Source organism: Microbacterium koreense (assembly GCF_042677105.1).
Lineage (GTDB): Bacteria > Actinomycetota > Actinomycetes > Actinomycetales > Microbacteriaceae > Microbacterium > Microbacterium koreense.
Map to the genome: position 1 here is coordinate 2,864,257 of NZ_JBHTIM010000001.1, position 25,716 is coordinate 2,889,972.

Here is a 25,716-nt window from a genome sequence, read left to right on the forward strand (position 1 = left end):
GGTACGAGGAGGCATATGCGAGGCGCCTGAACGAAACGGTCAGAGCTTTCGCAGCAAGACCCTCTCGACCTTGTGGTCCGCACCCTTCTCGAGGATCAGCTTCGCACGATGCTTCGTCGGCAGGACGTTGGCCTCGAGGTTGGGCAGGTTGATCTCGTTCCAGAACCCCAGGGCCTTCTGGACCGCTTCGTCGTCGGTGAGGTCGGCGAAGACGTTGAAGAACGAGGAGGGGTTGCTGAACGCCGCGTGCCGCAGCGCGAGGAACCGGTCGACGTACCACTGGGTGATCTGCTCCGACTCGGCATCGACGTAGATCGAGAAGTCGAACAGATCACTCACCGCGACGTCGTTCGGGGCCGGGGGAGGTTGCAGCACGTTCAGTCCTTCGACGATGACCACGTCGGGGCGGCGCACGGTGACGTGCGCGTCCGGCACGATGTCATATCGGATGTGCGAATAGAAGGGCGCACGCGCCTCGGGGGCGCCGCTCTTGACCTCGGTGAGGAACTCCACGAGCGCCCGCCGGTCGTACGACTCGGGAAAGCCTTTGCGATCCATGAGCCCACGACGCTCCAACTCGGCGTTCGGGTAGAGGAAGCCATCGGTCGTGACGAGCTCGACCCGCGGAGTTCCCGGCCACCTGCTCATGAGCTCGCGCAACAGACGCGCGATCGTGGACTTGCCGACGGCGACCGATCCTGCGACGCCGACGATGAACGGCGTCGTCCCGTCCGACTCCCCGAGGAACTCAGAGGTCTCGGCTCCCAGCCGCTTCGTCGCCTCCGCATAGAGCGACAGCAACCGGGAGAGCGGGACATAGACCTGTGCGACCTCGGCCATGTCCAGGCGGTCGCCGATGCCTCGCAGCTGGACGATCTCGGTCTCGGTCAGGGGCTGCGCGATCCCAGCGGACAGCCGCGACCACTCCGCGCGGTCGATCTCGCTGTACAGCGAATCGGCGAGGGTCGTGGGCACGGCGTCGTCGACAGACATCCGGGCCATCGTATCCGTTGCCGCAGATGGAATCGCTACTGTGGTGACGTGCGCCTGGGAGTCCTCGATATCGGATCCAACACCGTCCACCTGCTCGTCGCGGACGTGCGGCCGGGCGGAAGACCCTTGGCGACGACGAGCACTCGCACGGTGTTGCGCCTCATGCGCTACCTCACGCCCGACGGGGCGATCACCGAGGACGGGGTGCAGGCCCTTGAGTCGGCGGTTGCCCAGGCACGCGATGTCGCCGCTGCCGAACGGGTCGACGAACTCCTCGCCACGGCGACCTCGGCGGTGCGCGAAGCAACCAACGGCGCCGAGGTCATCGCCCGCATCGAGGCGGCACTCGGACAGCCGCTCCAAGTGCTCGGTGGCGAAACCGAGGCACGCTTCACGTTCCTCGCCGTCCGCCGGTGGTTCGGATGGTCCGCCGGCCAGATCTTGCTCTTCGACATCGGCGGCGGCTCGCTCGAGATCGCCGCCGGCGGAGATGAGTTGCCGGATGCGGCATCCTCGGTCCCGCTGGGTGCCGGGCGCATGACCGTGCAGTTCCTCCCCGACGATCCGCCGGGAGATGAGGCGATCGAGCGCCTACGTGCCCATGCGCGGGCGACCGTCACGCCCGTCGCCGACGCGTTCGCGAGCCTGCCTCGCCCCGATCACGTGGTCGGATCGTCGAAGGCCATCCGGTCCCTTGCCCGCCTCGCCGGCTATCCCATGCCCGGCTGGTCCGGCATCGAACGCATGGTCCTCCCGCGCGCGGCGCTCAAGAGCTGGATCCCCCGCCTCGCCCGCCTGCGCGCCGATTCACGCCAGGAATTGCCGGGCATCACCGCCGACCGCACGTTCCAGATCGTCGCCGCGGCGGTCGTCGTCCATCAGGCCATGAAGGCTTTCGATGTCGAAGAACTCGAGGTCTCGCCGTGGGCGCTGCGCGAGGGCGTGCTTCTTCGCTACATCGAGTCGCTGTCGTGGAGCGCCCCCGGCGCCTGAACGGCAGCCTGGACGATTCGGCTAGAGCGCGAGCCGCTCGCTCACGACCGCGGCCAGGCGGTCGGCAATCTGCTGGGCCACGTCGACGTCGGCCGCCTCGACCATGACCCGCACGAGCGGTTCCGTCCCCGATGCCCGCAGGAGCACACGCCCCGAAGACCCCAACTCTGCTTCGGCGGCGAGCACCGCCTCGGAGAGCCCAGGATCGGCCACGCGCGTCCGGTCGACGTCTTTGACATTGACGAGCACCTGCGGGTAGACGGTCATCACGGACGCCAGTTCGGCGAGCGACTTCTTCTGTCTGGCCATCTCGCTCACGAGGTGCAGACCGGTGAGCAACCCGTCGCCCGTGGTGGCGAACTCGCTCATGATGACATGGCCGGACTGCTCGCCGCCGAGCGAGAACCCGCCTTCGTTCATGCGCTCGAGGACGTAGCGGTCACCGACGCCGGTCTGTTCGACCCGGATGCCGTGGTCGGCCATGGCGCGGTGAAGGCCCAGGTTGCTCATCACGGTCGCGACGAGCGTGTCGTCGGCGAGCGCGCCGCGCTCTTTGAGCGCGATCGCCAGGATCGCCATGATCTGGTCGCCGTCGACGACCTGCCCGGTCGCATCGACGGCGAGGCACCGGTCGGCATCGCCGTCATGGGCGATCCCCACGTCGGCGCCGTGCGCGATGACGGCCTCGGCGAGCTGGCCGAGGTGGGTCGAGCCGACGCCGTCGTTGATGTTGAGGCCGTCGGGATCGGCTCCGATCACCGTGACCCGGGCACCGGCATCACGGAAGGTCTCCGGCGACACCCCGGCAGCTGCGCCGTGGGCGCAGTCGAGCACCACGTGGATTCCATCGAGGGAGTGTGGGAGCGAACCGAGCAGATGGACGACGTACCGGTCCTCGGCATCCGCGAATCGACTGATACGGCCGACTGCGGCACCGGTGGGCTGCAGCTTGGGCGCTTCGATGGCCGCTTCGATTCGGGCTTCGACGACGTCGGGGAGTTTGACCCCGCCCCGCGCGAAGATCTTGATGCCGTTGTCGGCCGCGGGGTTGTGCGAGGCCGAGATCATCACCCCGAAATCGGCGTCACGGTCGGCGACGAGGAACGCCGCTGCGGGAGTCGGCAGGACCCCCGCGTCGAGGACGTCGACGCCGGAGGAAGCCAGGCCCGCTTCGACAGCGGCGGAGAGGAAGTGTCCGGAGACACGCGGGTCGCGCGCGACGACCGCCGTGAGCCGGCGGCCCGCCGCCCGGCGAGCCTCCGCGGAACGTCCCTGGCCCAGGACGACAGCCGTCGCCTGGGCCAGGGAAAGTGCGAGGTCGGCGGTGAGGACCGGCCCGTTGGCCAGTCCCCGCACGCCGTCCGTGCCGAATAAAGGCATCGGAACCTCGCGCGCTTAGCGCTTCGAGTACTGAGGAGCCTTGCGAGCCTTCTTCAGACCCGCCTTCTTGCGCTCGATGACGCGGGCGTCACGCGAGAGGAAGCCGGCCTTCTTGAGCGTCGGGCGGTTGTTCTCGGCGTCGATCTGGTTGAGGGCGCGGGCGATGCCCAGGCGCAGCGCGCCGGCCTGGCCCGAGGGGCCTCCACCCGAGATGCGGACGATGACGTCGTATGCACCGGTGAGGTTGAGGACCGTGAACGGGTCGGTGATCAGCTGCTGGTGGAGCTTGTTCGGGAAGTAGTCCTCGAACTCGCGACCGTTGACCGTGATCGTGCCGGTGCCGGGGACCAGACGCACGCGGGCGATGGCCTGCTTGCGGCGGCCGACAGCTGCGCCGGGAACCGAGAGCACGGGGCGCTCGACGGTCTCGGCCGTCTCGTCGACGGGCGTCGCGGTGGAGTAGTTGGTGGATTCTTCGATGTTCGCCACGAGTGTGTCCTTTGCGTGTGCGGCGCTTACTGGGCGACCTGGTCGAGGGTGTACGTCTTGGGCTGCTGTGCGGCGTGCGGGTGCTCGGCACCCGTGTACACCTTCAGCTTCGACAGCTGCTGGCGGCCGAGGCTGTTCTTGGGCAACATGCCACGGACCGCCTTCTCGACGGCGCGGACCGGGTTCTTCTCGAGCAGTTCGGAGTAGCTGACGGCCGTGAGACCGCCCGGGTAACCGGAGTGACGGTAGGCCTTCTTCTGCTCGAGCTTGTTGCCGGTCAGGGCGACCTTGTCGGCGTTGACGATGATGACGAAGTCACCGGCGTCGATGTGGTTGGCGAAGGTCGCCTTGTGCTTGCCGCGCAGGAGTGCGGCAGCGTGCGAGGCGAGGCGGCCGAGGACGACGTCGGTGGCATCGATCACGAGCCACGCGCGCTGGACCTCGGAGGCCTTGGGGGTGAATGTGCGCGTCACAGTAGTGCTGCTTTCTTGAATCGAACGGAGAGGTTCGTGAATCCCACTCCGGGGTGGTTCACCCGCTCGAGGAACAGGGAACAGCGCCAGTGGAGGGCTCACGTTCGTGGTGGTGGGTCAGCTGAGCCACACACCAAAGAGATACTCTACGGCATCGGCGACGTTCGCTCAAACCGGAGGGCGTGTCGATGATTGACAGCGTCTCCACCCGGCGATAACGTCCGCCCATGTCGAGCGCCGCCATGTCCACGTCGCTCGAGCGCACCTATCGATATCTCAGACTGGGGCTCGTCGGGGACGTCCTCGCGATCTTCACGGGTGTCGCCGTCGCGGCGGCGGACGTCGGCTGGCTGCCGTCGCTCAGCGACTACTACTTCACGTCTGCGCGTGACGTGTTCGTCGGCGCGCTGATCGCCACCACCCTCGCGCTCGTGGCGCTCTCGGGCCGGGGGCCCGACCGCGTCCTGCTCGATGCCGCGGCGGTGTTCGCTCCGCTCATCGCCGTCGTCCCGACCACTGTCGTTCCCGGGACGGTGCCGGGCATCGCCGCCGCATGCACGGAACGGTGTTTCCCACGCGAGTTCATTCCGGATGCTGCGACCGGCGTCGCGACATATCTCGTCCTGGGCGGACTCGTCGTCGCCGTCGCGGCGGTGGTGTGTGTCCGCGCCGGCGTGCGCAGCGGTGAAGTGTGGCTGTCCCTGGCCATGACCGCGGCGGTAATGGTTGCCGTCGCACTCACCTGGATGCTGGCGCGAGAAGCCTTCCTCGCACAGGGTCACGCCGTGGCGACCACGCTGTTCTTCGCGCTGTTCGCGGCAACCGCCGTGCGGGCCGCCTTCCCCGCGCACACCCGTGCGCCGACTCAGCCCTACCGTTCCGTCTACGTCGCGGTCGCCATACTGCTCGCGACGGTGCTGGTCGCCTATGTCGCGGTGTTGGCCGTCGGAAGCTCGACGACCTTCCCCGCGATCCTCGTGATCGAAGCGGCCGCGCTTTCGCTCTTCCTCGTCTTCTGGGTCGCGCAGGGCATCGAGCACCGCTCCGACCCTGACCCGCGCCTACGCTGACTGCGCGTCGGCCGTTCCGACGACCGACGGAGCGGAGATGTGCGCGGTCACGAGGATGGGCAGGTGGTCGCTCAGACCCTGCGGCAGGGTCTGCACCCGGTCGATATCGAATCCCACCGAGGTGGCGAAGTCGTAGTGACCGCGGAAGAACCGGTACCGCGTGTAGGTGCGCGAGTCGCTCAGGGTGAGTTCGTACCCGTGGGAGCGCACGATCTGACCGAGTGCCTCCTTGAAGACGGGATAGTTGTAGTCACCGACCATCAGCGTCGGAAGCCCGTCGCCCAGCTCGGCCAGTTCATCGAGGGCTGCGCGGATCTGATGTCGGCGCAATGAGTTGAGCGCGGTGAGCGGTGCTGCGTGGAAGGAGGCGACGATGACGTCCTGACCGTGGTCGATGTCGTGGAGCCGGACGCCGAGCATGCGCTCCTCCGCGGGCTTCAGGACCCGATCGTGCAGGGACTTCTTGAGGGCGATGGATCGGACACCCAGCGCGCGGTACGTGTTCTCGCGGTAATAGACGGCCAAGCCGAGGCGATTGCGCGAGGTCGCATCGGCCAACCGCAATCCCGCGATGGTGGCGGGGATGTCGGTCGTATCGGCCTCTTGCAGACACAGCACGTCCGCCCCGTGCTGTTCGACGAGACCGACGAGCTCGCCGGCGGCACGGTGCTTTCGCAGGTTGTACGAGATCACCCTCATATCGCCCCACACTACGACCCGCGCTCGGGCGGAGAGGTGTCGGACGGGTGACGCCTCGGCAACGCTCAGCGTTCTCCGAGCACGCGCAGAGGTGGCCGTGGGCCGGTCACTCGTCGTCTCGGCGTGCGCGGGTCCGCTCGGCGCGCGCGGCGAGCTGGTCGTCGGCCGGGTATCCCACGGCGGTGAGCGTCAGCCCTCGCGCCGCGAGCACCTTCACCTCGGGCACCCGATCGCCCAGGTCGCGGATGTCCGCGAGATCGTCGATGTCGAGCCGCCCCTCACCCACCGCAACGCACGCCCCGACGAGCGCGCGGACCATGCTGTGGCAGAACGCATCTGCCTTCACGTTCGCCACGAGCACGCCGCTGTCATCGCGCCGCCAATCGAACTCGAGCAAAGTCCGGATCGTGGTGGCACCCTCTCGGGGCTTGCAGTAGGCGGCGAAGTCGTGCAGGCCGATGAGGGAGCGTGCGGCCGCGTCCATCCGGTCCACGTCCAGTGCCGGCCGAACCGACGTCGTCCTCAGCCGATCGAGCGGATCGTACCCCGAGGTCGCATCGGCGATCCGGTAGCGGTACCGCCGCCACACCGCCGAGAACCGGGCGTCGAACCCCTCCGGAGCGACCGCCGTCGCCGAGACGGCGACGTCGCTGTAAGCGCCGAGGACGCCGCCGACACGCTTGGCCAACGCGGCCACAGGATCGGCGCCACGACGGGTCGCCAGGCGCCCCTGCTGTGCATCATCGAGGTCGAGGTGAGCGACCTGTCCACTCGCGTGCACGCCGGCGTCCGTGCGCCCCGCGACGACCAGGCGCGGTTGTCCGCCGAGAATGCGCGCGAGCGCTCCCTCCAGGGTCCCCTGAACCGTACGTAGCTGCGGTTGGGTCGCCCAGCCGCGAAAATGCGTGCCGTCGTAGGCGATGTCGAGCCTGATTCGCACGTGACCACACTAGTTCTCCCCGCTCACCGCCGACTCCCGGTCGGGCGCCCCACGCCCGACGTAAACTGGCGTGTCCCCCGATCCGGAAGTGCCCCCATGTCGTCCCCGACGCTCCCCGATGCGCCGACTCGCTACGCGGGTCTGGATGGTCTCCGTGCCATCGCCGTGGGACTCGTCGTGCTCTACCACCTGTTCCCACCGGCGATGTTCCCCGGCGGTTTCGTCGGCGTCGACGTGTTCTTCGTGATCAGTGGGTTCCTCATCACGAGCCTCTTGTTGCGCGAAAGGGCCGCAACCGGGCGCATCGGACTCACCCGGTTCTGGGCGCGTCGCGCACGCCGACTGCTCCCCGCTCTCACTCTCGTGGTGACGGTCTGCGCCTCCGCGGCATGGATCATCGGCGGCGACATCCTGGTGCGCCTGGGAGCGCAAGTCCTCGGTGCCTTCACGTTCAGTTACAACTGGGTGTCGATCGCCGGGGATACCGGATACTTCAGCGCCGCCTCCCCTGAGCTGTTCCGCAACTTCTGGTCGCTCGCCGTCGAGGAACAGTTCTACGTCCTCTGGCCGCTGCTTCTGCCGCTCTTCCTGCTCCTCCCCCGCGCATGGCAGCGCGCCGGCGCGGCACTGCTCCTCGCCGCCGCATCGGCGACATGGATGGGCGTGGTCGCGGCTTCGGGAGGGGTCACGCGCGGCTACTTCGGCACGGACACCCACGCGTTCGGCATCCTCCTCGGGGTCGCGCTCGCGTTCGTGCTGCAGCGCATCGTGCGCCCGGCAACTTCCCCGGCACCCGACCTTCCCCGACTCGAGGGCGGCTGGCGGGCCGTCCCCCGCCCCCAGGCGCCGCACGCGGCGCCTCGCACCCCCACGATCGTCGGTACCGCCGCGCTCGGCGGCCTCGCCGTCGTGGCGTTCCTCCCCCCGACCTTCACCCCATGGACCTTCCCCGGCGCGTTGCTCGCCGCGAGCGCCCTCACCACCGTCGTCATCGCGTGCACCGTCTGGCCGCGCTCCGCGCTCGGCCCCGCGCTCGACCGCGGCGTGATGAAGTGGGTCGGTGACCGCTCGTACGGCATCTACCTGTGGCACTGGCCGCTCCTCGTGCTCGTCGTGGCCGCCGTGCAGGGGACGGGACCGGAGGCGGGGTTCTCGCCGTGGATCGGTGTGGCGGTGCTCGCACTCACGCTGATCATCGCCGAGGCGTCCTACCGACTCATCGAGACACCGGTTCGCCGCCACGGCTTCCGCGGCACCGCACGCCGCGTCGCCGCGCAGTTCCAGGGCTCGCCCATCCCGCGCCTCGGCGCCGTCGCCGGCGTCGCTGCCGCAGCACTCGTCATCGGCGGTACGTCTGCCGCCATCGCCGCGGCGCCACAGCTCGCCTCCGGCGAAGCCGCCGTCGCCGACGGGGCAGCCGCCCTCGAGGAACAGCGTGACGCCTCCCCGACACCGACACCGACACCGACACCGACACCGACCGTGTTCCCGTCCGAGGCGCCGACCGCCCCGCCCGAACCGAGCGCCTCACCCTCGGCCGTCGGTCCGTTGACCGCTGTCCCCGCCCCCACCCTCGAGGAAATCGTCGTGCGGGGCGATCAGATCACCGCCGTCGGCGACTCGGTCATGCTCGCCTCAGCGCCGGCTCTGATCGAACGTCTTCCCGGCATCGATGTCGACGCCGAAGTATCCCGTTCGGCGTGGGCGGGACCGAGGCTCCTCGAAGAACGCGCCTCCGCCGATCTGTTGCGACAGTATGTCGTCGTCGCCCTCGGCACGAACGGCTCCGTCGACACCGGAGCACTCGAGCGTATGGCACAGATCGTCGGCCCGAAGCGGCTGCTCGTCCTGGTCAACGCCTACGCGCCGCGCTCGTGGATCGACGGGGTGAACGCAGAGCTCGCGCGATTCGCGAAGGCGCGCCCCAACGTCGTCGTCGCGGATTGGTCCGCCGCGATCGGACCTCGTACCGATCTCTTGGCCGGTGATCGCATCCATCCGAGTGGCGAAGGCGGGCGCGTGTTCGCGGACCTCATCGCAACGACCCTCCAATCCGTCGAGGACGACCGCGCGCAACGCCGCTACGAGGCGCAGGTCAGGCTGTACGAGAACCTCCGCGATCGCCCGGTGCCGCACGCGGAGTGAACTCCCGGGGTCAGAGGCGCTCGACGAGCGCCAACGATCGTTCGGTGGGCACGAAGCCCAGCCGCTCGTAGAGGCCGAGCGCTCCCGAGGGATTCTCGGTGTCGACGTCGAGCACCGCCTTGTCCAGCCCCGCGTCGCGTGCGGACCGCAGGAGTCGCGCGATGAGTGCGGGCGCGATCCGGCGGCCGCGACGGTCACGGGTGACACCGATCAGGTCGATGTAGACGCTGGAGTACCCCTGCGGCTCCCAGTCCTCTTCGTTGACGGTGCCGAGAGCGAGTCCGACGACCCGATCCCCTTCCACCGCGAGCCACGAAAGATCCGGCCGCAGGAAGGGACCTTCGACGAACTGCACCCACCGTTCGTGAGGGGTCGGAAGACTGCCCCAATGATCCCGGAAGGCGTCATTGCGGGCTGTGAGCGTCGCATCCCGCCACGACGCGTCGTAATTCACGACATCGATCGAGCCGGCCTCGGCCACCATCTCGGGCTCACCGATCGCGTCAGCGAGCGATCGGTCCATGGAGGTGAACCAGCGCTCGACCCGCATGCCGCACGCTTCCGCGAGATGGCGGGATCCGACATCGGGCTCGTCCGCATAGAACGTGATCGCCGCGGGGAGCGGGCTGTCGACGGCAACGAGCGCGGCGCGGGCTCGTTCACGCTCCCAGCGCAACACCTCGTTGCCGATGCCGCGACGCCTGACCCGTGGATGCACGCGACCCTGCAGATGCACCTGCAGACGCTCGTCACGGGACGGGTGGAAGGACACGCAGCCGACGGCCACGAGATCGCCTTCATCGTCGAGCCCGACGAGCGTGTCTGACTCGGGGTCGATCCACGACGACTCGAACATCTCGTCGACGTCCTCGCGCGGTGTCAGCCAGGACGGATGATCGACCCGGTCAGCCGCCTGCATGAGCGCGGTGAGCGCGGTGACGTCGTCGGTGGTCGCGGGTCGCCAGACGGCGATCCCCGCGTGCTCTGGCAGCCGGGGGCTGACGGCGCCGATCCTCTCGGCGGTGGTGCTCATGGCCACATGATAGGACCGGATCCGGACGCGCGAAGACCCGCCGCCCCGTAGGGTGGCGGGTCTTCACCGGTCAGGTCGCCACGGCGACCTGGGATCACTTCTCTTCGACGGCTTCTTCCGCAGCAGCCTCGGCGGCAGCGCCCTCTTCCGGCGACTCGGCGCCGGCTTCGGTGGCATCGGCATCGGCATCGGCGTCAGCGGTCTCGACGACCTCTTCTTCGACGACCTCTTCCTCAGCGACGGGCTCTGCAGCGACGGGCGCCGACTTCTTCGCAGCCTTCGGCTTCTTGTTCACCGGTTCGAGGACGAGCTCGATGACCGCCATGGGCGCGTTGTCGCCCTTGCGGTTGCCGACCTTCGTGATGCGCGTGTAGCCACCCTCGCGCTCGGCGACGAGCGGTGCGATCTCGGTGAAGAGGATGTGCACCGCTTCCTTGTTGCCGATGACCGACAGCACGCGACGGCGCGCGTGAAGGTCGCCGCGCTTGGCGAAGGTGATCAGGCGCTCGGCGAGGGGACGCAGGCGCTTGGCCTTCGTCTCGGTCGTCTTGATCGACTTGTGGGTGAACAGCGCTGCGGCGAGGTTCGCGAGCAGCAGACGCTCGTGTGCGGGACCGCCTCCGAGGCGGGGACCCTTGGTGGGCTTAGGCATTCTCAGTTACTCCAGTGTGAAAGTCGAACGATCAGACGGTCTCTTCGTCGTAGCCGCCGTAGAACTGCGACCCGTCGAAACCGGGCACCGAGTCCTTGAGCGACAGTCCGAGCGAGACGAGCTTGTCGCGCACCTCGTCGACCGACTTCTGACCGAAGTTGCGGATGTTCATCAGCTGCGTCTCCGAGAGGGCGACGAGCTCCGACACCGTGTTGATGCCTTCGCGCTTGAGGCAGTTGTACGAACGGACCGAGAGGTCGAGGTCTTCGATCGGCATCGACAGCTCGTTCGAGAGCACGGTCTCGACCGGCGCGGGTCCGATCTCGATGCCCTCCGCCTCGACGTTCAGCTCGCGGGCGAGGCCGAACAGCTCGGTGAGCGTGCGACCGGCCGACGCGACGGCGTCGCGCGGAGCGATCGACGGCTTGGTCTCGACATCCAGGACGAGCTTGTCGAAGTCGGTGCGCTCACCGGCACGCGTCGCGTCGACGCGGTACGAGACCTTCAGGACGGGCGAGTAGATCGAGTCGATCGGGATGACCCCGGCCTCGGCGTACTCGTTGCGGTTCTGGGTGGCCGACACGTAGCCACGGCCACGTTCGATGGTGAGCTCGAGCTCGAACTTCGCCGTGTCGTTGAGCGTGGCGATCACGAGCTCGGGGTTGTGCACCTCGACACCGGCCGGAGCGGAGATGTCGGCGGCGGTGACCTCGCCGGAGCCGGTCTTGCGCAGGTAGGCCGTGATGGGTTCGTCGCGCTCGGACGAGACGACCAGCTGCTTGATGTTGAGGATGATCTCGGTGACATCCTCCTTCACACCGGGGATGGTGCTGAACTCGTGGAGCACGCCATCGATGCGGATCGACGTCACGGCCGCGCCGGGGATCGACGACAGGAGGCTACGACGCAGCGCGTTGCCGATCGTGTAGCCGAAGCCGGGCTCCAGCGGCTCGATGACGAAGCGGCTGCGGAACTCCCCGATCTTCTCCTCGGTCAGAGTGGGACGCTGTGCAATGAGCACTATGGGTTCCTTTCGGTCACGTGCCCGCTATATGACACGTGCGGTGGATGAGAGGTGTTGAGTTTTGCTCAGGGGATGCCGGCAGGCATCCCTTCTCGCTGTGGACCTCCCGCACCCACGGTCGATGACCGGGATACGGGAGGTGACGCGTCAGACGCGGCGACGCTTGGGCGGACGGCAGCCGTTGTGTGCCTGCGGCGTCACGTCCTGGATCGATCCGACCTCGAGGCCGGCGGCCTGGAGCGAGCGGATCGCGGTCTCGCGGCCCGAGCCGGGACCCTTGACGAAGACGTCGACCTTCTTCACACCGTGCTCCTGCGCCTGGCGGGCAGCCGACTCGGCGGCCATGCCTGCGGCGTACGGCGTCGACTTGCGCGAGCCCTTGAAGCCGACGCCACCGGAAGATGCCCAGCTGATGACGGCACCCGAGGGGTCGGTGATCGAAACGATCGTGTTGTTGAACGTCGACTTGATGTGGGCGTGACCCAGCGCGATGTTCTTCTTCTCCTTGCGGCGCGGCTTGCGCGCGGCGGACTTGGCCTGTGCCATGTGCGTACTCTCCTAAAACCTGGGGCCGCGCCTTAGCGCGCCTTCTTCTTGCCGGCGACGGTGCGCTTCGGGCCCTTGCGGGTGCGCGCGTTCGTCTTCGTGCGCTGACCGCGCACGGGGAGGCCGCGGCGGTGGCGCAGGCCTTCGTAAGAACCGATCTCGACCTTGCGGCGGATGTCGGCGGCGACCTCGCGTCGCAGATCACCCTCGACCTTGTAGGTTCCCTCGATGTGGTCGCGGAGGGCGACGAGCTGGTCGTCGCTGAGATCCTTGACGCGGATGTTCTCGTCGATACCCGTCGCAGCGAGGATCTCGTTCGAGCGGGTGCGGCCGATGCCGTAGATGTACGTGAGTGCGATCACCACGCGCTTGTCGCGCGGGATGTCGACGCCGGCAAGACGTGCCATGCGGTTCTCCTCGGAGTGGGTGGAGGTGTGGAGCAGGATCGGTGCCCGGGCCTCCGCCCCGAGGTGTCCCCTCCGGAGAGGTTCTGATCCTGCCTGTTGTGTGTATTCAGTTGTCGTCTGTCCCGGAGCCTCGACTCCGGTGCACGTCAGCCCTGGCGCTGCTTGTGGCGCGGGTTCGACTTGCAGATGACCATCACGCGCCCGTGGCGGCGGATGACCTTGCAGTGGTCGCAGATGGGCTTGACGGAGGGGTTGACCTTCATGATTTTCTCTTCGCTGTCTTCGCCGGGCGCGCGTGAGCGCGGGGCGTTACTTCTCGGTCGGACTCAGCGGTAGCGGTAGACGATGCGTCCACGCGTGAGGTCGTACGGAGAAAGCTCGACGACCACGCGGTCCTCGGGAATGATGCGGATGTAGTTCTGCCGCATCTTTCCGGAAATCGTCGCGAGGACCTTGTGTCCGTTGGAGAGCTCAACGCGGAACATCGCGTTGGGCAGCGCCTCGGAGATCACGCCCTCGATCTCGATGACTCCGTCTTTCTTCGCCATACGCTCGCTCGCACTCGTGCAGACCGACCGGTCTGCGGATGGATGGGTTCGCGGCATCCGACACGCCTCAGAGGGCGCAAGACACCAAAGAACGATAATAGGTGATAGTGGCCGAGTCGGCAAACCGGCCGGTGGCGCGTCCGTGCGGGACGCGCCACCATACGGTCAGTTGAGGTTGGCGACGATGTCGGCCTGCGGGTCCCCGGTCACGGCGATGTACTCACCGTTGACGACGAGCGCCGGCGTGCCGGCGCTGCCGGTCTCGGGGTTCACCGGCAGCGCCTGCGTCTGCTCACCGACGAAGTCGACGTACTCGCGATCGGCGACGCAGGTCGAGATGTCCCCTGCTCCGGCGGCTTCCGCCTCGGCGATGAGCTCCTCGTCCGTGAGGCCGGCACCGCTGGGCTTGTAACTGAAGATCGATTGCATGAACGGATACGCCGCCTCAGGCGTCGTCTCGGCGATGCAGTAGAGCGCGTTGGCGGACCTCTCAGAGAAGTCGGTGCCGGACGCGGCGTTGAGCGGACCCAATGCGACGGGGAAGAGATTCACCGTCGCGTCGCCGGCCTCGAGCAGTTCGTCGACGGTCGGGCCGTAGACGTCCTCGAAGTCCTGGCAGTGGGGACAGTAGAAGTCGAACCAGATGTCGACCTCGTTCGAGCCCTCGCCGACGACGATCGCTCCGGTCTCGCTGTTGATCCCCGCGCTCTCGGGACGCGGTCCCGGCGCGTTGGCGGTGTTGTTCATCCACACCACGAGCGCGCCGACGAGGACGAGCGCGACGACGACCGCGATGCTCACCCAGATCGCGAACCAGTTCGTCTTGCGGGCCTGTGCCTGTGCCATGTCTTCCTCTCCGGCCTCAGCCGATGGGTTTCGGGGAGATTCCGAACGGCGCGAGTGCCTCCGCGCCGCCGTCGGGTGCCGTGAGCACCCAGATGCCACCATCGTGTACGGCGACGCTATGTTCCCAATGTGAACCGGCTGAACCGTCGACGGTCGAGACTGTCCACCCGTCGTCCTCGACGAAGGTCGCTTCGGAGCCTGCGACGACCATGGGTTCGATCGCCAGGATCAAACCCGGACGGACCTCGGGACCCGGGTCGCTCACGCGATAGTTGAAGACCGACGGTGCCTCGTGCATCTTGCGACCGATGCCGTGCCCGACGTAATCGCGAAGGATGCCGTAGCCGCCCTCAGGGGCGTTCTGCTCGACATACTCTTCGATCGCCGCGCCGACCTCGGCGAGGTGACCGGCGCCGGCCAACGCGGCGATCCCCGCCCAGAGAGACCCCTGGGTGACATCGGACAGTCGCTGCCGTTCGGCGACGAGTTCAGGACGGTCGGGGTCGGGGATGACGATCGTGAACGCCGAGTCGCCGTTCCAGCCACGGAACTGGGCACCGGCGTCGATCGAGAGGATGTCACCGGCTTCGAGTACGCGGTCACCGGGGATGCCGTGCACGACCTGCTCGTTCACCGACGCGCACACGGTGTGCCGGTAGCCACGCACCATCTGGAAGTTCGACTCCGCTCCGCGTGCGGTGATGACGGCGGATGCCGCGGCATCCAATTCGAGAGTCGTCACACCGGGCGCGACGAGATCGCGGACCGCCTGAAGTGCGGCGGCGGTGATCAGCCCCGGTTCGACCATCGCCCGCACCTGCGCGGGCGTTTTGTAGATGGATCGCCTGAGCACGTCAGACGGAGACCGCGACGATGCCGCGTGCCTCGAGGGCATCCATGACCCGCTCGGTCACCTCATCGAGCGAGCCGACGCCGTCGATCGAGTCGACCAGGCCGCGGTCGCGGTACACCTCGAGAATCGGTGCGGTTTCGCTCTCATAGATGGCGAGGCGGTTGGCGATGACCTCTTCGGTGTCGTCGGTGCGCCCCTGTTCGAACGCGCGTCGCATGAGCCGGTCCACGCTCACCTCACGCGGCACACCGAGCTCGAGTACGGCCGTCAACGGCTCGTCACGGTCGGCGAGGTAGGTGTCGAGCATCCCGAGCTGTGCCACGTTGCGGGGAAAGCCGTCGAGCAGGAAGCCGGATGCCGCATCCGGCTGCGCGAGACGGTCGCGGACGACGTCGAACGTCAGAGCGTCCGAAACGAGCTCGCCCGCATCGATGACCTCCTTGACCTGACGGCCCAGTTCGGTGTCGTCCTTGATGTTCGCGCGGAACACGTCGCCGGTCGAGATCGCGGCGATGCCGTATCGGTCGGCGATGCGAGCAGCCTGGGTTCCTTTGCCCGAACCCTGCGGGCCCACCAGCACGAGGCGGGCGGCGGCGGGGGTGGTCTGTGCAGAGTGCGTCATCGGAGGAGTCCTTCGTAGTGGCGCTGCTGGAGCTGGGCGTCGATCTGCTTCACGGTCTCGAGTCCGACGCCGACGATGATGAGGATCGAGGCACCGCCGAACGGGAAGTTCTGGTTCGCACCGACCGTCGCCAGCGCGACCAGCGGCAGGAGGGCAATGAGGCCCAGGTAGAGCGAGCCGGGAGCGGTGATGCGCGTCAGAACGTAGTCGAGGTACTCGGCCGTCGGGCGCCCGGCGCGGATACCCGGGATGAAACCGCCGTACTTCTTCATGTTGTCGGCGACATCGACCGGGTTGAAAGTGATCGCGACGTAGAAGTACGTGAACCCGATGATGAGCAGCAGATAGATCAGCATGTACAGCGGGCTGTCGCCGGTGACGAGGTTCTGCTGGATCCACGCGACCCACCCGGGGATCTCCTCGCCGGGCTGCGGCTGGTTGAACTGAGCGATGAGTGCCGGGATGTACAGGAGCGACGAGGCGAAGATGACGGGCACGACACCGGCCATGTTCACCTTGATCGGGATGTACGTGTTCGTTCCGCCGTACGTGCGGCGACCGACCATGCGCTTGGCGTACTGCACGGGGATGCGGCGCTGCGACTGTTCGACGAAGACGACCAGCGCGATGACGACGATGCCGACCGCGAGGACGAGGAGGAAGACCTCGAAGCCGCGCGACTGGGCGATGGCCCACAGCGCGCCGGGGAACGACGCCGCGATCGAGACGAAGATGAGCAGCGACATGCCGTTGCCGACACCGCGCTCGGTGACGAGCTCGGCGAACCACATGATGAGACCCGTACCGGCGGTCATCGTGATGATCATGAGCAGCTGCGCCCACCACACGTCATTGGTGAGCAGCTGCTGGCACTCGGGGATGCCGGTGACGCCGAAGAGCTGACCACTGCGCGCCACGGTGACCAGGGTGGTGGACTGCAGAAGCGCGAGCGCGATCGTGAGGTATCGCGTGTACTGCGTCAGCTTCGCCTGACCGGCCTGGCCTTCTTTGTACAGCGTCTCGAAGTGCGGAATGACCACGCGCAGCAGCTGGACGATGATCGTCGCGGTGATGTAGGGCATGACGCCGAGCGCGAAGATCGACAGCTGCAACAGTGCGCCGCCGGAGAAGAGGTTCACGAGGGACAGCAGTCCCTCGGTGCCGGCGGAGTCACGCAGACACGACTGGACATTCGGGAAATCGACGAACGGCGTCGGCACGTGCGCGCCGAGACGGTACAGAACGATGATCCCGAGCGTGAAGACGATCTTCCGCCGCAGATCGGGTGTGCGGAAGACCCGCGCGATGGCGCTGAACAAGACGATGCCTCCAGAGGGGGTACCGGCGCACGAAGGCGCCCGTCCACCAGATTAGCCCAGCGGGGGCCGGAGGGATTCCTCCGGCCCCCGCGGGACTGTCGTTACTTGACGGAGCCGCCCGCCGCGACGATCTTCTGCTCGGCGGAACCCGAGACCTTGTCGACCGCGACAGTGAGCTTCACCGAGATGTCGCCGGTGCCGAGCACCTTGACCTTCTCGTTCTTGCGCACGGCGCCCTTGGCGACCAGGTCGCTCACGGTGACGTCGCCGCCCGAGGGGTAGAGCTCTGCGAGCTTGTCCAGGTTCACGACCTGGTACTCGACACGGAACGGGTTCTTGAACCCGCGCAGCTTCGGGGTGCGCATGTGCAGCGGCATCTGACCACCCTCGAACCCGACCTTGACCTGGTAACGCGCCTTCGTGCCCTTGGTACCGCGACCGGCCGTCTTGCCCTTCGAGCCCTCACCGCGACCCACACGGGTCTTGGCAGCGTGGGCGCCCGGGACGGGACGCAGGTGGTGCACCTTCAAGACACCCGGACGCGACGATGCGACGTCCTTCTTGGGCGCGGCCTTCTTCTCGCCGGCGGCCTTCTTGGCTGCAGGCTTCTTGGCGGCGGTCTTCTTGGGCTCGGCGGCCTCGACCGCCTCGTCCTTCTTGTCAGCCATTAGTCGATCTCCTCAACCTTCACGAGGTGTGCGACGGTCTTGACGTACCCGCGCGTCTGCGCGTCGTCCGGACGGACGACCGAGTCGCCGATCCGCTTGAGACCGAGCGAGCGCAACGTGTCGCGCTGGTTCTGCTTCTCGCTCACCTTGGACTTGATCTGCGTGACCTTCAGTCGTGCAGCCATCAGGCACCTGCCTTCGCAGCGGCCGTGGCCTCAGCCTCGGCACGGACGAGACGGGCGGGGGCGACCTGGTCGAAGTCGAGGCCACGACGCGCGGCGACCGCACGGGGCTCCTCGAGCTGCTGCAGGGCCTCGACCGTCGCGTGGACGATGTTCAGCGTGTTCGTCGAGCCGAGCGACTTCGACAGCACGTCGTGGATTCCGGCGCACTCGAGCACGGCGCGGACGGGACCACCGGCGATGACACCGGTACCGGCCGCGGCCGGACGCAGGAGCACGACGCCGGCGGCCGCCTCACCCTGGACCGGGTGCGGGATGGTGGTGCCGGCGCGCGGCACGCGGAAGAAGTTGCGCTTGGCCTCTTCGACACCCTTCGAGATGGCGAGGGGAACCTCACGCGCCTTTCCGTATCCGACACCCACGAGGCCGTTGCCGTCTCCGACGACGACGAGCGCCGTGAAGCTGAACCGACGACCGCCCTTGACGACCTTCGACACGCGGTTGATCGTGACGACGCGTTCGAGGAACTGGCTGTCGTTGCGGTCGCGGCCACCACGGTCGCGACCCTGGTTGCGCTCGCGACCACCGCGGCGCGGCTCGCGCTCGCGCTCGGCGGGCGCTTCGGCGGCGGGTGCCGTCTCAGCGGACGTGGTCACTTCGTTCTCCACACTCTGATTGTTCGATGCATCGGTCACAGGTTCAGACCTCCCTCGCGCGCGCCGTCGGCGATGGCCGCGACACGTCCCGCGTAGCGGTTGCCACCGCGGTCGAACACGACGTCCGACACTCCGGCGGCCTTGGCGCGCTCGGCGACGAGTTCGCCGACCTTGCGTGCCTTCGCCGTCTTGTCACCGTCGAGACCGCGCAGGTCGGTCTCGAGCGTCGACGCCGAGGCCACAGTGTGGCCCTTGCTGTCGTCGACGAGCTGCACGAAGACGTGGCGGGCGGACCGGGTGACGACCAGACGCGGACGCTCTGCGGTGCCGACGACCTTCTTGCGAAGGCGGGCGTGACGACGCGCGCGCGCGTCGGACTTCGACTTCACAGCCATGCTTACTTACCAGCCTTTCCGGCCTTGCGGCGGACGACCTCGCCCGCGTAGCGCACACCCTTGCCCTTGTACGGCTCGGGCTTGCGGATCTTGCGGATGTTGGCGGCGACCTCGCCCACGGCCTGCTTGCTGATTCCGCTGACGGTGAGCTTGTTGTTGCCCTCGACCGTGAACGTGATGCCGGCAGGCGGGTCCACGACGACGGGGTGCGAGAAGCCGAGGGCGAACTCGACCGAGCTGCCCTTCTGGGCGACGCGGTAACCCGTGCCGACGACCTCGAGACCCTTGGTGTAGCCCTGGGTGACGCCGATGATGTTGTTGTTGATGAGGGTGCGGGTCAGGCCGTGGAGAGACCGCGACTCACGCTCGTCGTCGGGACGGGTCACGACGACCTGCCCCTCTTCGACGGCGACCTCGATGGGACGGGCCACCGTGAGCGACAGCTCACCCTTGGGGCCCTTGACGGCGACATCGCGGCCGTCGACCGTGACGGTCACTCCGGCGGGGATGTCGATGGGAAGACGTCCGATACGCGACATGTCAGATCACCACACGTAGGCGAGAACTTCTCCGCCCACGCCCTTCTGCTCGGCCTGCCGGTCGGTGAGAAGACCGGAGGAGGTGGACAAGATGGCGACGCCGAGACCACCGAGGACGGTGGGGAGTTCGTTCGACTTCGCGTACACGCGCAGGCCCGGCTTGGACACGCGCTTGATGCCCGCAATGGAGCGCTCGCGGTTGGGACCGTACTTGAGCGTCATCGTGAGGGTCTGACCGACGCGTGCATCGGAGACCTCCCACCCGGCGATGTAGCCCTCCTGCTGGAGGATCTCGGCGATGTGCGTCTTGAGCTTGGAGCTCGGCAGCGCGACGGTGTCGTGGTGCGCTGAGTTCGCATTGCGCAGACGGGTCAGCATATCTGCGACCGGGTCTGTCATTGTCATGAGGGTGTTCCTTCGATCATGAGGTTTCGACTGCCGTTACACGACAGGCGACCTTCGATGAGTGGGTATTCAGTTGTGTGATCGGATGCCGCGACCTCGCGCGCGACGCCGCGGCATCCGTTGATCAGGCCTGAGCGTCGTCGGCGCGGAAGGGGAATCCGAGGTGGCGCAGCAGGGCGCGACCCTCGTCGTCCGTCTTCGCGTCGGTGACGATCGTGATGTCGAATCCGCGGACGCGGTCGATCTTGTCCTGGTTGATCTCGTGGAACACCGACTGCTCCTGGAGACCGAACGTGTAGTTGCCGTGGCCGTCGAACTGCTTGGGCGACAGACCGCGGAAGTCGCGGATGCGGGGCAGCGCGAGGTTCACGAGACGGTCGACGAACTCCCACGCGCGGTCACCGCGCAGCGTGACGTGGGCACCGATGGGCTGACCCTCACGCAGCTTGAACTGGGCGATCGACTTGCGGGCCTTCGTCACGACCGGCTTCTGACCGGTGATCTTGGTGAGGTCGTCGACCGCACCATCGATCACCTTGCTGTCGCGTGCCGCTTCTCCGACACCCGTGTTGACGACGACCTTGACGAGGCCGGGGATCTGCATGACGTTGGCGTAGCCGAACTCGTCCTGCATCTGCTTCCGGATCTCGTCCCGGTACTTCTGCTTCAGGCGGGGCTGGATCTTGCCAGCCTCCGCGGCAGTGGCGGTGCTCATATTCAGAGGTCCTTGCCTGACTTCTTCGCGTAGCGCACGCGAACCGTGCGCTTGACGCCGTCCTTCGTCTGCTCCTCGACCCGGTGGCCGACTCGCGTCGGCTTCTTGGTCGAGGGGTCGACGAGAGCGACGTTGGAGATGTGGATCGGGGCTTCCATCGTCTCGATGCCGCCCGTCTTGGTACCGCGCTGGGTCTGACCCACGCGCGAGTGCTTCGTGACGTAGTTCACGCCCTCGACGATCACGCGGTTCTGCTCGGTGAGGACCTCGAGGACCTTGCCCTGCTTGCCGCGGTCGCCGCCCTTGTCCTGCTTCTTACCGTTGATGACCTGGACCAGGTCGCCCTTCTTGATCTTCGCCATGATCAGATGACCTCCGGGGCGAGCGAGACGATCTTCATGAACTTCTTGTCACGAAGCTCACGGCCGACCGGCCCGAAGATGCGGGTGCCTCGCGGCTCCCCGTCGTTCTTCAGGATGACGGCGGCGTTCTCGTCGAACTTGATGTACGAACCGTCGGGGCGACGGGTCTGCTTGACAGTGCGGACGACGACCGCCTTGACGACGTCGCCCTTCTTGACGTTTCCGCCCGGGATCGCGTCCTTGACCGTGGCGACGATGGTGTCGCCCAGGCCGGCGTAGCGCCGGTTCGAGCCGCCGAGCACACGGATCGTGAGCAGCTCCTTGGCGCCGCTGTTGTCGGCGACCTTGATGCGGGATTCGTTCTGAATCACTTGGCCTTCTCCAGAATCTCCACGAGGCGCCAGCGCTTGGTGGCGCTCAGCGGACGGGTCTCGTTGATGACGACGAGGTCGCCGATGCCGGCGGTGTTGCCCTCATCGTGCGCCTTGACCTTGGTCGTGCGACGGATGACCTTGCCGTAGAGCGGGTGCTTCACGCGGTCCTCGACCTCGACGACGATGGTCTTGTCCATCTTGTCGCTCACGACATAGCCGCGGCGCTCCTTGCGGTACCCACGGGCATCCGCATCGCGCACGTCGTGCTCGGCGTGCTCGTGGCCGGGGACGACGGCCTCTTCGGCGGTCTCGGCCTTCTTGGTGGTGGCCATCACTCAGCCTCTTCCTTCACGGCCTCGTCGGCGGCATCCGCCTTCTTGGCCTTGGTCTTCTTCGCCTTCTTCGCCGACTCCAGCGGGGCGGGCGTGGCACGGATGCCGAGCTCGCGCTCGCGGATGACGGTGTAGAGCCGCGCGATGTCGCGCTTGACGGCACGGATGCGGCCGTGGCTCTCGAGCTGGCCGGTGGCCGACTGGAAGCGAAGGTTGAACAGCTCTTCCTTGGCCTTGCGCAGCTCCTCGACGAGGCGCTGGTCTTCGAACGTGTCGAGCTCGCTCGGGGCGAGCGTCTTGGTGCCGATCGCCATTACGCGTCGCCCTCCTCGCGCTTGATGATGCGTGCCTTGAGAGGCAGCTTGTGGATTGCACGGGTGAGTGCCTCACGAGCGAGCTGCTCGTTGACACCGGCGACCTCGAAGAGGACGCGACCCGGCTTGACGTTGGCGACCCACCACTCGGGCGAACCCTTACCGGAACCCATGCGGGTTTCGGCCGGCTTCTTCGTGAGCGGTCGGTCGGGGTAGATGTTGATCCACACCTTGCCGCCACGCTTGATGTGACGGGTCATCGCGATACGAGCGGACTCGATCTGACGGTTCGTCACGTACGCGGGCGTGAGTGCCTGGATGCCGAACTCGCCGAAGGAGACCTTCGTGCCGCCGGTGGCCTGGCCATCGCGCTTGGGGTGGTGCTGCTTGCGGTACTTGACCTTGCGGGGAATAAGCATTACGCCGATGCTCCTTCTGCGACGGGGGCCTCGCTGCGGGGGCCACGGCGCGGACGGTCGCGGTCGCGGGCCGGCTTCTGGTTGGCCTGCTCGCGAGCCAGCTCCTTGTTGGTGAGGTCGCCCTTGTAGATCCAGACCTTCACGCCGATACGGCCGAAGGTGGTCTTGGCCTCGTAGAAGCCGTAGTCGATGTTCGCGCGGAGGGTGTGCAGTGGCACCCGCCCTTCGCGGTAGAACTCCGACCGGCTCATCTCGGCGCCGCCGAGACGGCCCGAGACCTGGATGCGGACACCCTTGGCGCCGGCACGCTGTGCGCCCTGCAGGCCCTTGCGCATCGCGCGGCGGAACGCCACGCGAGCCGAGAGCTGCTCGGCGATGCCCTGGGCGACGAGCTGAGCGTCGGCCTCGGGGTTCTTCACCTCGAGGATGTTCAGCTGGATCTGCTTGCCGGTGAGCTTCTCGAGCTCGCCACGGATGCGCTCCGCCTCGGCGCCGCGGCGACCGATGACGATGCCCGGGCGAGCGGTGTGGATGTCGACACGGACGCGGTCACGCGTGCGCTCGATCTCGATGTTGCTGACACCGGCGCGGTCGAGGTTCTTCAGCAGAAGCTTCCGGATCTTGATGTCCTCGGCGACGTAGTCGGCGTAGCGCTGGCCCGGCTTCGTGGAGTCCGAGAACCACCGCGACACGTGGTCGGTGGTGACGCCGAGGCGGAAGCCGTACGGGTTGACCTTCTGGCCCATTACTTGCTCGCCTTCTTGCTCTGTGCGGGGGCAGCGGCCGACTCGGCCACCTCGGGAGTCGAGAGCACGACCGTGATGTGGCTCGTGCGCTTCTTGATCTGGAACGCGCGACCCTGCGCACGGGGCTGGAAACGCTTGAGCGTCGTGCCCTCGTCGACGTACGCGTTGGACACGTACAGGTCTTGCTCGTCCAGGAACTCGCCGTCCTTGTCAGCCTTCACGCGAGCGTTCGCCATCGCCGAGGCGACGAGCTTGTAGATCGGCTCGCTGGCGCCCTGGGGCGCGAACTTCAGGATGGCGAGGGCTTCCTCGGCCTGCTTGCCCTTGATGAGAGCGACGACACGGCGAGCCTTCTGAGGGGTCACGCGGATGTGCTTCACGCGTGCGATGGAATCCACCATTGTTTCTCCTCCTATCTCTGCTTCTGGGCGCCCCCGCGTCAGCGGCGGCGACCCTTCTTGTCGTCCTTCACGTGGCCGCGGAAGGTGCGGGTGGGAGCGAACTCCCCAAGCTTGTGGCCCACCATGGTCTCGCTGACGAAGACCGGGATGTGCTTACGACCGTCGTGCACGGCGATCGTGTGACCGAGCATGGCCGGCACGATCATCGAGCGGCGCGACCAGGTCTTGATGACGTTCTTGGTGCCGGCTTCGTTCTGCGAGGCGACCTTGCGAAGCAGGTGCTCGTCGACGAAGGGGCCCTTCTTAAGGCTGCGAGGCATCTTCCTCTACTCCTACTTGCGCTTCTTGCCGGCGTTACGACGGCGGACGATGTACTTGTCGCTCTCCTTGTTGGGGTGGCGGGTACGACCCTCAGCCTGGCCCCAGGGAGTGACGGGGTGACGGCCACCGGAGGTCTTGCCCTCACCACCACCGTGCGGGTGGTCGACCGGGTTCATCGCGACACCACGGACGGTGGGACGCACGCCCTTCCAGCGCTTGCGGCCGGCCTTACCCCAGTTGATGTTCGACTGCTCGGCGTTGCCGACCTCGCCGATCGTGGCACGGCAGCGCGCGTCGACGTTGCGGATCTCGCCCGAGGGCAGACGCAGCTGGGCGTACGGGCCGTCCTTGGCGACCAGACGCACCGACGCACCCGCGGAGCGAGCCATCTTCGCGCCTCCGCCGGGGCGGAGCTCGATCGCGTGGATGACCGTACCGGTCGGGATGTTGCGCAGCGGCAGGTTGTTGCCGGGCTTGATGTCGGCACCGGCGCCCGACTCGACGATGTCACCTTGCGACAGCTTGTTCGGCGCGAGGATGTAGCGCTTCTCGCCGTCGAAGTAGTGCAGGAGCGCGATGCGAGCCGTGCGGTTGGGGTCGTACTCGATGTGAGCGACCTTGGCGTTGATGCCGTCCTTGTCGTTGCGACGGAAGTCGATCACGCGGTACTGGCGCTTGTGGCCACCACCGATGTGACGGGTCGTGATGCGACCCTGGTTGTTGCGACCACCGGTCTTGGCGAGCGGGCGGAGGAGCGACTTCTCGGGCGTCGATCGGGTGATCTCGGCGAAGTCCGCCACCGACGAGCCGCGGCGACCCGGGGTCGTGGGCTTGTACTTGCGAATAGCCATGTTTCTTAGTCCTCTATCCCGACCGTCAGCCGACTGCCGTGAAGATGTCGATGGTGCCCGACTTGAGCGTCACGATGGCGCGCTTGGTGTCCTTGCGCTTGCCCGTGCCGAAGCGGGTGCGACGGGCCTTGCCGACGCGGTTGAGCGTGTTGACCGAAGCCACCTTCACGCCGAAGATCTTCTCGATCGCGAACTTGATCTCGGTCTTCGAAGCGCGGGGGTCGACGAGGAAGGTGTACTTGCCCTCGTCGATCAGGCCGTAGCTCTTCTCGGAGACGACCGGCTTCAGGATGATGTCGCGCGGGTCCTTGTTGCCTGCGCCCTGCAGTGCGTTGTCGGCGCTCATGCCGAAACCTCCTCGGTGGGCGTCTTCGACGACACGAAGCCGTCGAAGGCAGCCTTGGTGAAGACGATGTCGTCCGAGACGAGAACGTCGTAGGCGTTGAGCTGGTCGAAGGCCAGCACGTGCACATACGCGAGGTTGCGCACGCTCAGGACGGCGAGGTCGTCTTCGCGGTCGACGACGACGAGCACGTTCTTGGTGGCGCCGAGGCCCGAGAGCACGGCGGCAGCGGCCTTCGTCGAGGGCGCACCGTCGATGCCGAAGGACTCCACGACGTGCAGGCGCTCGCCACGAACACGGTCGCTCAGCGCACCCAGGAGGGCAGCGGCGATCATCTTCTTGGGGGTGCGCTGCGAGTAGTCGCGCGGCTGCGGGCCGTGGACGGTGCCACCGCCGCGGTGCTGCGGCATGCGCACCGAACCCTGACGGGCGTTGCCGGTGCCCTTCTGCTTGAAGGGCTTGCGGCCCGAGCCCGAGACGTCGCCGCGGGTCTTGGTCGCGTGCGTTCCCTGGCGTGCCGCCGCGCGCTGCGCGACGACGACCTGGTGGATCAGCGGAATGTTCGTCTTGACGTCGAAGATCGAGGCGGGGAGCTGGACGGAGCCAGCCGCGGAGCCGTCGGCCTTGCGGACGTCGAGCGCGAGAGTCGAGTCAGCCATGC

At 67.2% G+C, this 25,716-nt stretch carries 38 protein-coding genes; 3 read left to right on the forward strand and 35 right to left on the reverse strand.

Translation table 11 applies throughout. The features are described 5' to 3' along the window. Positions 1-39: 39 nt before the first annotated feature. Positions 40-1,002 carry a type I pantothenate kinase gene (gene coaA, locus ACFQZV_RS13370; protein WP_378752330.1) on the reverse strand — a complete coding sequence of 321 codons (963 nt, stop codon included), beginning with the start codon at positions 1,000-1,002 and terminating at the stop codon, positions 40-42. A gap of 39 nt (positions 1,003-1,041) precedes the next feature. On the opposite strand from coaA, the gene ACFQZV_RS13375 reads away from it, so the two are divergent. Beyond that, positions 1,042-1,986 (forward strand): Ppx/GppA phosphatase family protein, encoded by a 945-nt coding sequence (locus ACFQZV_RS13375; RefSeq protein WP_378752328.1) that lies wholly within the window; start codon positions 1,042-1,044, stop codon positions 1,984-1,986. Positions 1,987-2,007: 21 nt separating this feature from the next. Here the strand turns inward: ACFQZV_RS13375 and glmM are convergent, their stop codons facing one another. Genes glmM through rplM form a run of 3 tightly spaced genes read right to left on the reverse strand, consistent with a single transcriptional unit; the run spans position 2,008 to position 4,328 of the window. Beyond that, a complete protein-coding gene (gene glmM / locus ACFQZV_RS13380; protein WP_378752326.1) occupies positions 2,008-3,366 on the reverse strand; it encodes a phosphoglucosamine mutase in 1,359 nt (452 codons plus the stop codon). A 15-nt stretch (positions 3,367-3,381) separates the two neighbouring features. Beyond that, positions 3,382-3,855 carry a 30S ribosomal protein S9 gene (gene rpsI / locus ACFQZV_RS13385; protein ID WP_378752324.1) on the reverse strand — a complete coding sequence of 158 codons (474 nt, stop codon included), beginning with the start codon at positions 3,853-3,855 and terminating at the stop codon, positions 3,382-3,384. A 26-nt stretch (positions 3,856-3,881) separates the two neighbouring features. Next, positions 3,882-4,328, reverse strand: a complete 447-nt coding sequence (rplM, locus tag ACFQZV_RS13390; protein WP_378752322.1) for a 50S ribosomal protein L13 — start codon at positions 4,326-4,328, stop codon at positions 3,882-3,884. A gap of 227 nt (positions 4,329-4,555) precedes the next feature. Between rplM and ACFQZV_RS13395 the strand changes: the two genes are divergently transcribed. Then, the gene (locus ACFQZV_RS13395) at positions 4,556-5,398 is read left to right on the forward strand and encodes a hypothetical protein (RefSeq protein WP_378752320.1); all 843 of its coding nucleotides are present in this window, start codon (positions 4,556-4,558) and stop codon (positions 5,396-5,398) included. Here ACFQZV_RS13395 and ACFQZV_RS13400 read toward each other — a convergent pair. Continuing rightward, positions 5,390-6,097 carry an endonuclease/exonuclease/phosphatase family protein gene (locus ACFQZV_RS13400; protein WP_378752318.1) on the reverse strand — a complete coding sequence of 236 codons (708 nt, stop codon included), beginning with the start codon at positions 6,095-6,097 and terminating at the stop codon, positions 5,390-5,392. The genes ACFQZV_RS13395 and ACFQZV_RS13400 overlap by 9 nt on opposite strands. 106 nt (positions 6,098-6,203) lie before the next feature. Beyond that, the gene (truA, locus tag ACFQZV_RS13405) at positions 6,204-7,037 is read right to left on the reverse strand and encodes a tRNA pseudouridine(38-40) synthase TruA (RefSeq protein WP_378752316.1); all 834 of its coding nucleotides are present in this window, start codon (positions 7,035-7,037) and stop codon (positions 6,204-6,206) included. 96 nt (positions 7,038-7,133) lie between these two features. On the opposite strand from truA, the gene ACFQZV_RS13410 reads away from it, so the two are divergent. Further along, positions 7,134-9,182, forward strand: a complete 2,049-nt coding sequence (locus ACFQZV_RS13410; protein WP_378752314.1) for an acyltransferase family protein — start codon at positions 7,134-7,136, stop codon at positions 9,180-9,182. 10 nt (positions 9,183-9,192) lie between these two features. On the opposite strand, the gene ACFQZV_RS13415 is transcribed toward ACFQZV_RS13410, so the two are convergent. The 29 genes from ACFQZV_RS13415 to rplD form a co-directional block, all read right to left on the reverse strand. Next, positions 9,193-10,215 carry a GNAT family N-acetyltransferase gene (locus ACFQZV_RS13415; RefSeq protein WP_378752312.1) on the reverse strand — a complete coding sequence of 341 codons (1,023 nt, stop codon included), beginning with the start codon at positions 10,213-10,215 and terminating at the stop codon, positions 9,193-9,195. Between the two features lie 94 nt (positions 10,216-10,309). Then, on the reverse strand, positions 10,310-10,867 hold the full coding sequence (rplQ, locus tag ACFQZV_RS13420) for a 50S ribosomal protein L17 (protein ID WP_378752310.1): 558 nt from the start codon (positions 10,865-10,867) through the stop codon (positions 10,310-10,312). Between the two features lie 31 nt (positions 10,868-10,898). Then, positions 10,899-11,888, reverse strand: coding sequence for a DNA-directed RNA polymerase subunit alpha (locus ACFQZV_RS13425; protein ID WP_378752308.1), 990 nt, complete (start codon positions 11,886-11,888; stop codon positions 10,899-10,901). A gap of 150 nt (positions 11,889-12,038) precedes the next feature. Continuing rightward, on the reverse strand, positions 12,039-12,437 hold the full coding sequence (gene rpsK, locus ACFQZV_RS13430; RefSeq protein WP_179491846.1) for a 30S ribosomal protein S11: 399 nt from the start codon (positions 12,435-12,437) through the stop codon (positions 12,039-12,041). A gap of 32 nt (positions 12,438-12,469) precedes the next feature. Continuing rightward, positions 12,470-12,844 (reverse strand): 30S ribosomal protein S13, encoded by a 375-nt coding sequence (gene rpsM / locus ACFQZV_RS13435; RefSeq protein WP_307216854.1) that lies wholly within the window; start codon positions 12,842-12,844, stop codon positions 12,470-12,472. A gap of 146 nt (positions 12,845-12,990) precedes the next feature. After that, complete coding sequence (rpmJ, locus tag ACFQZV_RS13440) at positions 12,991-13,107, reverse strand: 50S ribosomal protein L36 (RefSeq protein ID WP_005050492.1); 117 nt, start codon at positions 13,105-13,107, stop codon at positions 12,991-12,993. Between the two features lie 63 nt (positions 13,108-13,170). Next, positions 13,171-13,392 carry a translation initiation factor IF-1 gene (gene infA / locus ACFQZV_RS13445; protein ID WP_017201569.1) on the reverse strand — a complete coding sequence of 74 codons (222 nt, stop codon included), beginning with the start codon at positions 13,390-13,392 and terminating at the stop codon, positions 13,171-13,173. 165 nt (positions 13,393-13,557) lie between these two features. After that, a complete protein-coding gene (locus tag ACFQZV_RS13450; protein ID WP_378752305.1) occupies positions 13,558-14,238 on the reverse strand; it encodes a DsbA family protein in 681 nt (226 codons plus the stop codon). Between the two features lie 16 nt (positions 14,239-14,254). After that, positions 14,255-15,133, reverse strand: a complete 879-nt coding sequence (map, locus tag ACFQZV_RS13455; protein ID WP_378783347.1) for a type I methionyl aminopeptidase — start codon at positions 15,131-15,133, stop codon at positions 14,255-14,257. Then, positions 15,093-15,713: an adenylate kinase gene (locus tag ACFQZV_RS13460; RefSeq protein ID WP_378752301.1), complete on the reverse strand. Its 621-nt coding sequence runs from the start codon at positions 15,711-15,713 to the stop codon at positions 15,093-15,095. The genes map and ACFQZV_RS13460 overlap by 41 nt, the downstream gene beginning before the upstream one ends. Next, positions 15,710-17,032 (reverse strand): preprotein translocase subunit SecY, encoded by a 1,323-nt coding sequence (gene secY / locus ACFQZV_RS13465; protein WP_378752299.1) that lies wholly within the window; start codon positions 17,030-17,032, stop codon positions 15,710-15,712. Before secY ends, ACFQZV_RS13460 begins: the two co-directional genes overlap by 4 nt. A 101-nt stretch (positions 17,033-17,133) precedes the next feature. Continuing rightward, positions 17,134-17,700 carry a 50S ribosomal protein L15 gene (rplO, locus tag ACFQZV_RS13470; protein WP_378752297.1) on the reverse strand — a complete coding sequence of 189 codons (567 nt, stop codon included), beginning with the start codon at positions 17,698-17,700 and terminating at the stop codon, positions 17,134-17,136. Next, entirely contained in the window at positions 17,700-17,885 is a 186-nt protein-coding gene (gene rpmD, locus ACFQZV_RS13475; RefSeq protein ID WP_060960260.1) for a 50S ribosomal protein L30, read from the reverse strand. The genes rplO and rpmD overlap by 1 nt, the downstream gene beginning before the upstream one ends. Then, positions 17,885-18,538: a 30S ribosomal protein S5 gene (gene rpsE, locus ACFQZV_RS13480; RefSeq protein WP_378752294.1), complete on the reverse strand. Its 654-nt coding sequence runs from the start codon at positions 18,536-18,538 to the stop codon at positions 17,885-17,887. Before rpsE ends, rpmD begins: the two co-directional genes overlap by 1 nt. Positions 18,539-18,573: 35 nt before the next feature. Then, positions 18,574-18,933, reverse strand: a complete 360-nt coding sequence (rplR, locus tag ACFQZV_RS13485) for a 50S ribosomal protein L18 (RefSeq protein ID WP_378752292.1) — start codon at positions 18,931-18,933, stop codon at positions 18,574-18,576. A gap of 2 nt (positions 18,934-18,935) precedes the next feature. Beyond that, a complete protein-coding gene (rplF, locus tag ACFQZV_RS13490) occupies positions 18,936-19,472 on the reverse strand; it encodes a 50S ribosomal protein L6 (RefSeq protein WP_378752290.1) in 537 nt (178 codons plus the stop codon). 6 nt (positions 19,473-19,478) lie between these two features. Continuing rightward, positions 19,479-19,877 carry a 30S ribosomal protein S8 gene (gene rpsH, locus ACFQZV_RS13495; RefSeq protein WP_378752288.1) on the reverse strand — a complete coding sequence of 133 codons (399 nt, stop codon included), beginning with the start codon at positions 19,875-19,877 and terminating at the stop codon, positions 19,479-19,481. Between the two features lie 124 nt (positions 19,878-20,001). Then, positions 20,002-20,592 (reverse strand): 50S ribosomal protein L5, encoded by a 591-nt coding sequence (rplE, locus tag ACFQZV_RS13500; protein WP_378752286.1) that lies wholly within the window; start codon positions 20,590-20,592, stop codon positions 20,002-20,004. Positions 20,593-20,594: 2 nt separating this feature from the next. Next, the gene (gene rplX, locus ACFQZV_RS13505; RefSeq protein ID WP_378752284.1) at positions 20,595-20,954 is read right to left on the reverse strand and encodes a 50S ribosomal protein L24; all 360 of its coding nucleotides are present in this window, start codon (positions 20,952-20,954) and stop codon (positions 20,595-20,597) included. A gap of 2 nt (positions 20,955-20,956) precedes the next feature. Beyond that, positions 20,957-21,325 carry a 50S ribosomal protein L14 gene (gene rplN, locus ACFQZV_RS13510; RefSeq protein ID WP_378752283.1) on the reverse strand — a complete coding sequence of 123 codons (369 nt, stop codon included), beginning with the start codon at positions 21,323-21,325 and terminating at the stop codon, positions 20,957-20,959. Continuing rightward, positions 21,322-21,660 carry a 30S ribosomal protein S17 gene (rpsQ, locus tag ACFQZV_RS13515; RefSeq protein WP_378752281.1) on the reverse strand — a complete coding sequence of 113 codons (339 nt, stop codon included), beginning with the start codon at positions 21,658-21,660 and terminating at the stop codon, positions 21,322-21,324. Before rpsQ ends, rplN begins: the two co-directional genes overlap by 4 nt. After that, positions 21,660-21,974, reverse strand: a complete 315-nt coding sequence (gene rpmC, locus ACFQZV_RS13520; RefSeq protein ID WP_378752279.1) for a 50S ribosomal protein L29 — start codon at positions 21,972-21,974, stop codon at positions 21,660-21,662. The genes rpsQ and rpmC overlap by 1 nt, the downstream gene beginning before the upstream one ends. Further along, on the reverse strand, positions 21,974-22,393 hold the full coding sequence (gene rplP / locus ACFQZV_RS13525; protein ID WP_067354305.1) for a 50S ribosomal protein L16: 420 nt from the start codon (positions 22,391-22,393) through the stop codon (positions 21,974-21,976). Before rplP ends, rpmC begins: the two co-directional genes overlap by 1 nt. Continuing rightward, positions 22,393-23,139, reverse strand: coding sequence for a 30S ribosomal protein S3 (rpsC, locus tag ACFQZV_RS13530; protein WP_378752277.1), 747 nt, complete (start codon positions 23,137-23,139; stop codon positions 22,393-22,395). The genes rplP and rpsC overlap by 1 nt, the downstream gene beginning before the upstream one ends. Then, positions 23,139-23,540: a 50S ribosomal protein L22 gene (gene rplV, locus ACFQZV_RS13535; RefSeq protein ID WP_378752275.1), complete on the reverse strand. Its 402-nt coding sequence runs from the start codon at positions 23,538-23,540 to the stop codon at positions 23,139-23,141. Before rplV ends, rpsC begins: the two co-directional genes overlap by 1 nt. A gap of 38 nt (positions 23,541-23,578) precedes the next feature. Then, positions 23,579-23,860: a 30S ribosomal protein S19 gene (gene rpsS / locus ACFQZV_RS13540; RefSeq protein WP_274645342.1), complete on the reverse strand. Its 282-nt coding sequence runs from the start codon at positions 23,858-23,860 to the stop codon at positions 23,579-23,581. A gap of 12 nt (positions 23,861-23,872) precedes the next feature. Then, positions 23,873-24,712, reverse strand: a complete 840-nt coding sequence (gene rplB, locus ACFQZV_RS13545; protein ID WP_378752272.1) for a 50S ribosomal protein L2 — start codon at positions 24,710-24,712, stop codon at positions 23,873-23,875. 25 nt (positions 24,713-24,737) lie between these two features. Beyond that, positions 24,738-25,058, reverse strand: coding sequence for a 50S ribosomal protein L23 (gene rplW / locus ACFQZV_RS13550; protein ID WP_378752270.1), 321 nt, complete (start codon positions 25,056-25,058; stop codon positions 24,738-24,740). Continuing rightward, entirely contained in the window at positions 25,055-25,714 is a 660-nt protein-coding gene (gene rplD / locus ACFQZV_RS13555; RefSeq protein WP_378752268.1) for a 50S ribosomal protein L4, read from the reverse strand. The genes rplW and rplD overlap by 4 nt, the downstream gene beginning before the upstream one ends. Positions 25,715-25,716 lie beyond the last annotated feature (2 nt).

Coding starts and splice junctions, on each gene's coding strand:
- map (WP_378783347.1), bottom strand. CDS start 15,133: ATGCCCTCGAGGCACGCGGCATCGTCGCGGTCTCCGTCTGACGTGCTC.
- rpmC (WP_378752279.1), bottom strand. CDS start 21,974: ATGGCGATCGGCACCAAGACGCTCGCCCCGAGCGAGCTCGACACGTTC.
- rplW (WP_378752270.1), bottom strand. CDS start 25,058: ATGAGCGCCGACAACGCACTGCAGGGCGCAGGCAACAAGGACCCGCGC.
- rplF (WP_378752290.1), bottom strand. CDS start 19,472: ATGTCGCGTATCGGACGTCTTCCCATCGACATCCCCGCCGGAGTGACC.
- rpsS (WP_274645342.1), bottom strand. CDS start 23,860: ATGCCTCGCAGCCTTAAGAAGGGCCCCTTCGTCGACGAGCACCTGCTT.
- rplD (WP_378752268.1), bottom strand. CDS start 25,714: ATGGCTGACTCGACTCTCGCGCTCGACGTCCGCAAGGCCGACGGCTCC.
- rpsK (WP_179491846.1), bottom strand. CDS start 12,437: ATGGCACAGGCCAAGTCCGCCGCGCGCAAGCCGCGCCGCAAGGAGAAG.
- rplE (WP_378752286.1), bottom strand. CDS start 20,592: ATGAGCACCGCCACTGCCGCGGAGGCTGGCAAGATCCAGCCCCGCCTG.
- infA (WP_017201569.1), bottom strand. CDS start 13,392: ATGGCGAAGAAAGACGGAGTCATCGAGATCGAGGGCGTGATCTCCGAG.
- rplO (WP_378752297.1), bottom strand. CDS start 17,700: ATGGCTGACAAGAAGGACGAGGCGGTCGAGGCCGCCGAGCCCAAGAAG.
- ACFQZV_RS13460 (WP_378752301.1), bottom strand. CDS start 15,713: ATGACGCACTCTGCACAGACCACCCCCGCCGCCGCCCGCCTCGTGCTG.
- rplR (WP_378752292.1), bottom strand. CDS start 18,933: ATGGCTGTGAAGTCGAAGTCCGACGCGCGCGCGCGTCGTCACGCCCGC.
- rplQ (WP_378752310.1), bottom strand. CDS start 10,867: ATGCCTAAGCCCACCAAGGGTCCCCGCCTCGGAGGCGGTCCCGCACAC.
- rplB (WP_378752272.1), bottom strand. CDS start 24,712: ATGGCTATTCGCAAGTACAAGCCCACGACCCCGGGTCGCCGCGGCTCG.
- coaA (WP_378752330.1), bottom strand. CDS start 1,002: ATGGCCCGGATGTCTGTCGACGACGCCGTGCCCACGACCCTCGCCGAT.
- rplX (WP_378752284.1), bottom strand. CDS start 20,954: ATGGCGAAGATCAAGAAGGGCGACCTGGTCCAGGTCATCAACGGTAAG.
- rpsM (WP_307216854.1), bottom strand. CDS start 12,844: ATGGCACGTCTTGCCGGCGTCGACATCCCGCGCGACAAGCGCGTGGTG.
- rpmJ (WP_005050492.1), bottom strand. CDS start 13,107: ATGAAGGTCAACCCCTCCGTCAAGCCCATCTGCGACCACTGCAAGGTC.
- rplV (WP_378752275.1), bottom strand. CDS start 23,540: ATGGTGGATTCCATCGCACGCGTGAAGCACATCCGCGTGACCCCTCAG.
- ACFQZV_RS13395 (WP_378752320.1), top strand. CDS start 4,556: ATGTCGAGCGCCGCCATGTCCACGTCGCTCGAGCGCACCTATCGATAT.
- ACFQZV_RS13400 (WP_378752318.1), bottom strand. CDS start 6,097: ATGAGGGTGATCTCGTACAACCTGCGAAAGCACCGTGCCGCCGGCGAG.
- ACFQZV_RS13450 (WP_378752305.1), bottom strand. CDS start 14,238: ATGGCACAGGCACAGGCCCGCAAGACGAACTGGTTCGCGATCTGGGTG.
- rpsC (WP_378752277.1), bottom strand. CDS start 23,139: ATGGGCCAGAAGGTCAACCCGTACGGCTTCCGCCTCGGCGTCACCACC.
- rpsQ (WP_378752281.1), bottom strand. CDS start 21,660: ATGGCCACCACCAAGAAGGCCGAGACCGCCGAAGAGGCCGTCGTCCCC.
- rpsH (WP_378752288.1), bottom strand. CDS start 19,877: ATGACAATGACAGACCCGGTCGCAGATATGCTGACCCGTCTGCGCAAT.
- ACFQZV_RS13410 (WP_378752314.1), top strand. CDS start 7,134: ATGTCGTCCCCGACGCTCCCCGATGCGCCGACTCGCTACGCGGGTCTG.
- rpmD (WP_060960260.1), bottom strand. CDS start 17,885: ATGGCTGCACGACTGAAGGTCACGCAGATCAAGTCCAAGGTGAGCGAG.
- glmM (WP_378752326.1), bottom strand. CDS start 3,366: ATGCCTTTATTCGGCACGGACGGCGTGCGGGGACTGGCCAACGGGCCG.
- ACFQZV_RS13415 (WP_378752312.1), bottom strand. CDS start 10,215: ATGAGCACCACCGCCGAGAGGATCGGCGCCGTCAGCCCCCGGCTGCCA.
- rplP (WP_067354305.1), bottom strand. CDS start 22,393: ATGCTTATTCCCCGCAAGGTCAAGTACCGCAAGCAGCACCACCCCAAG.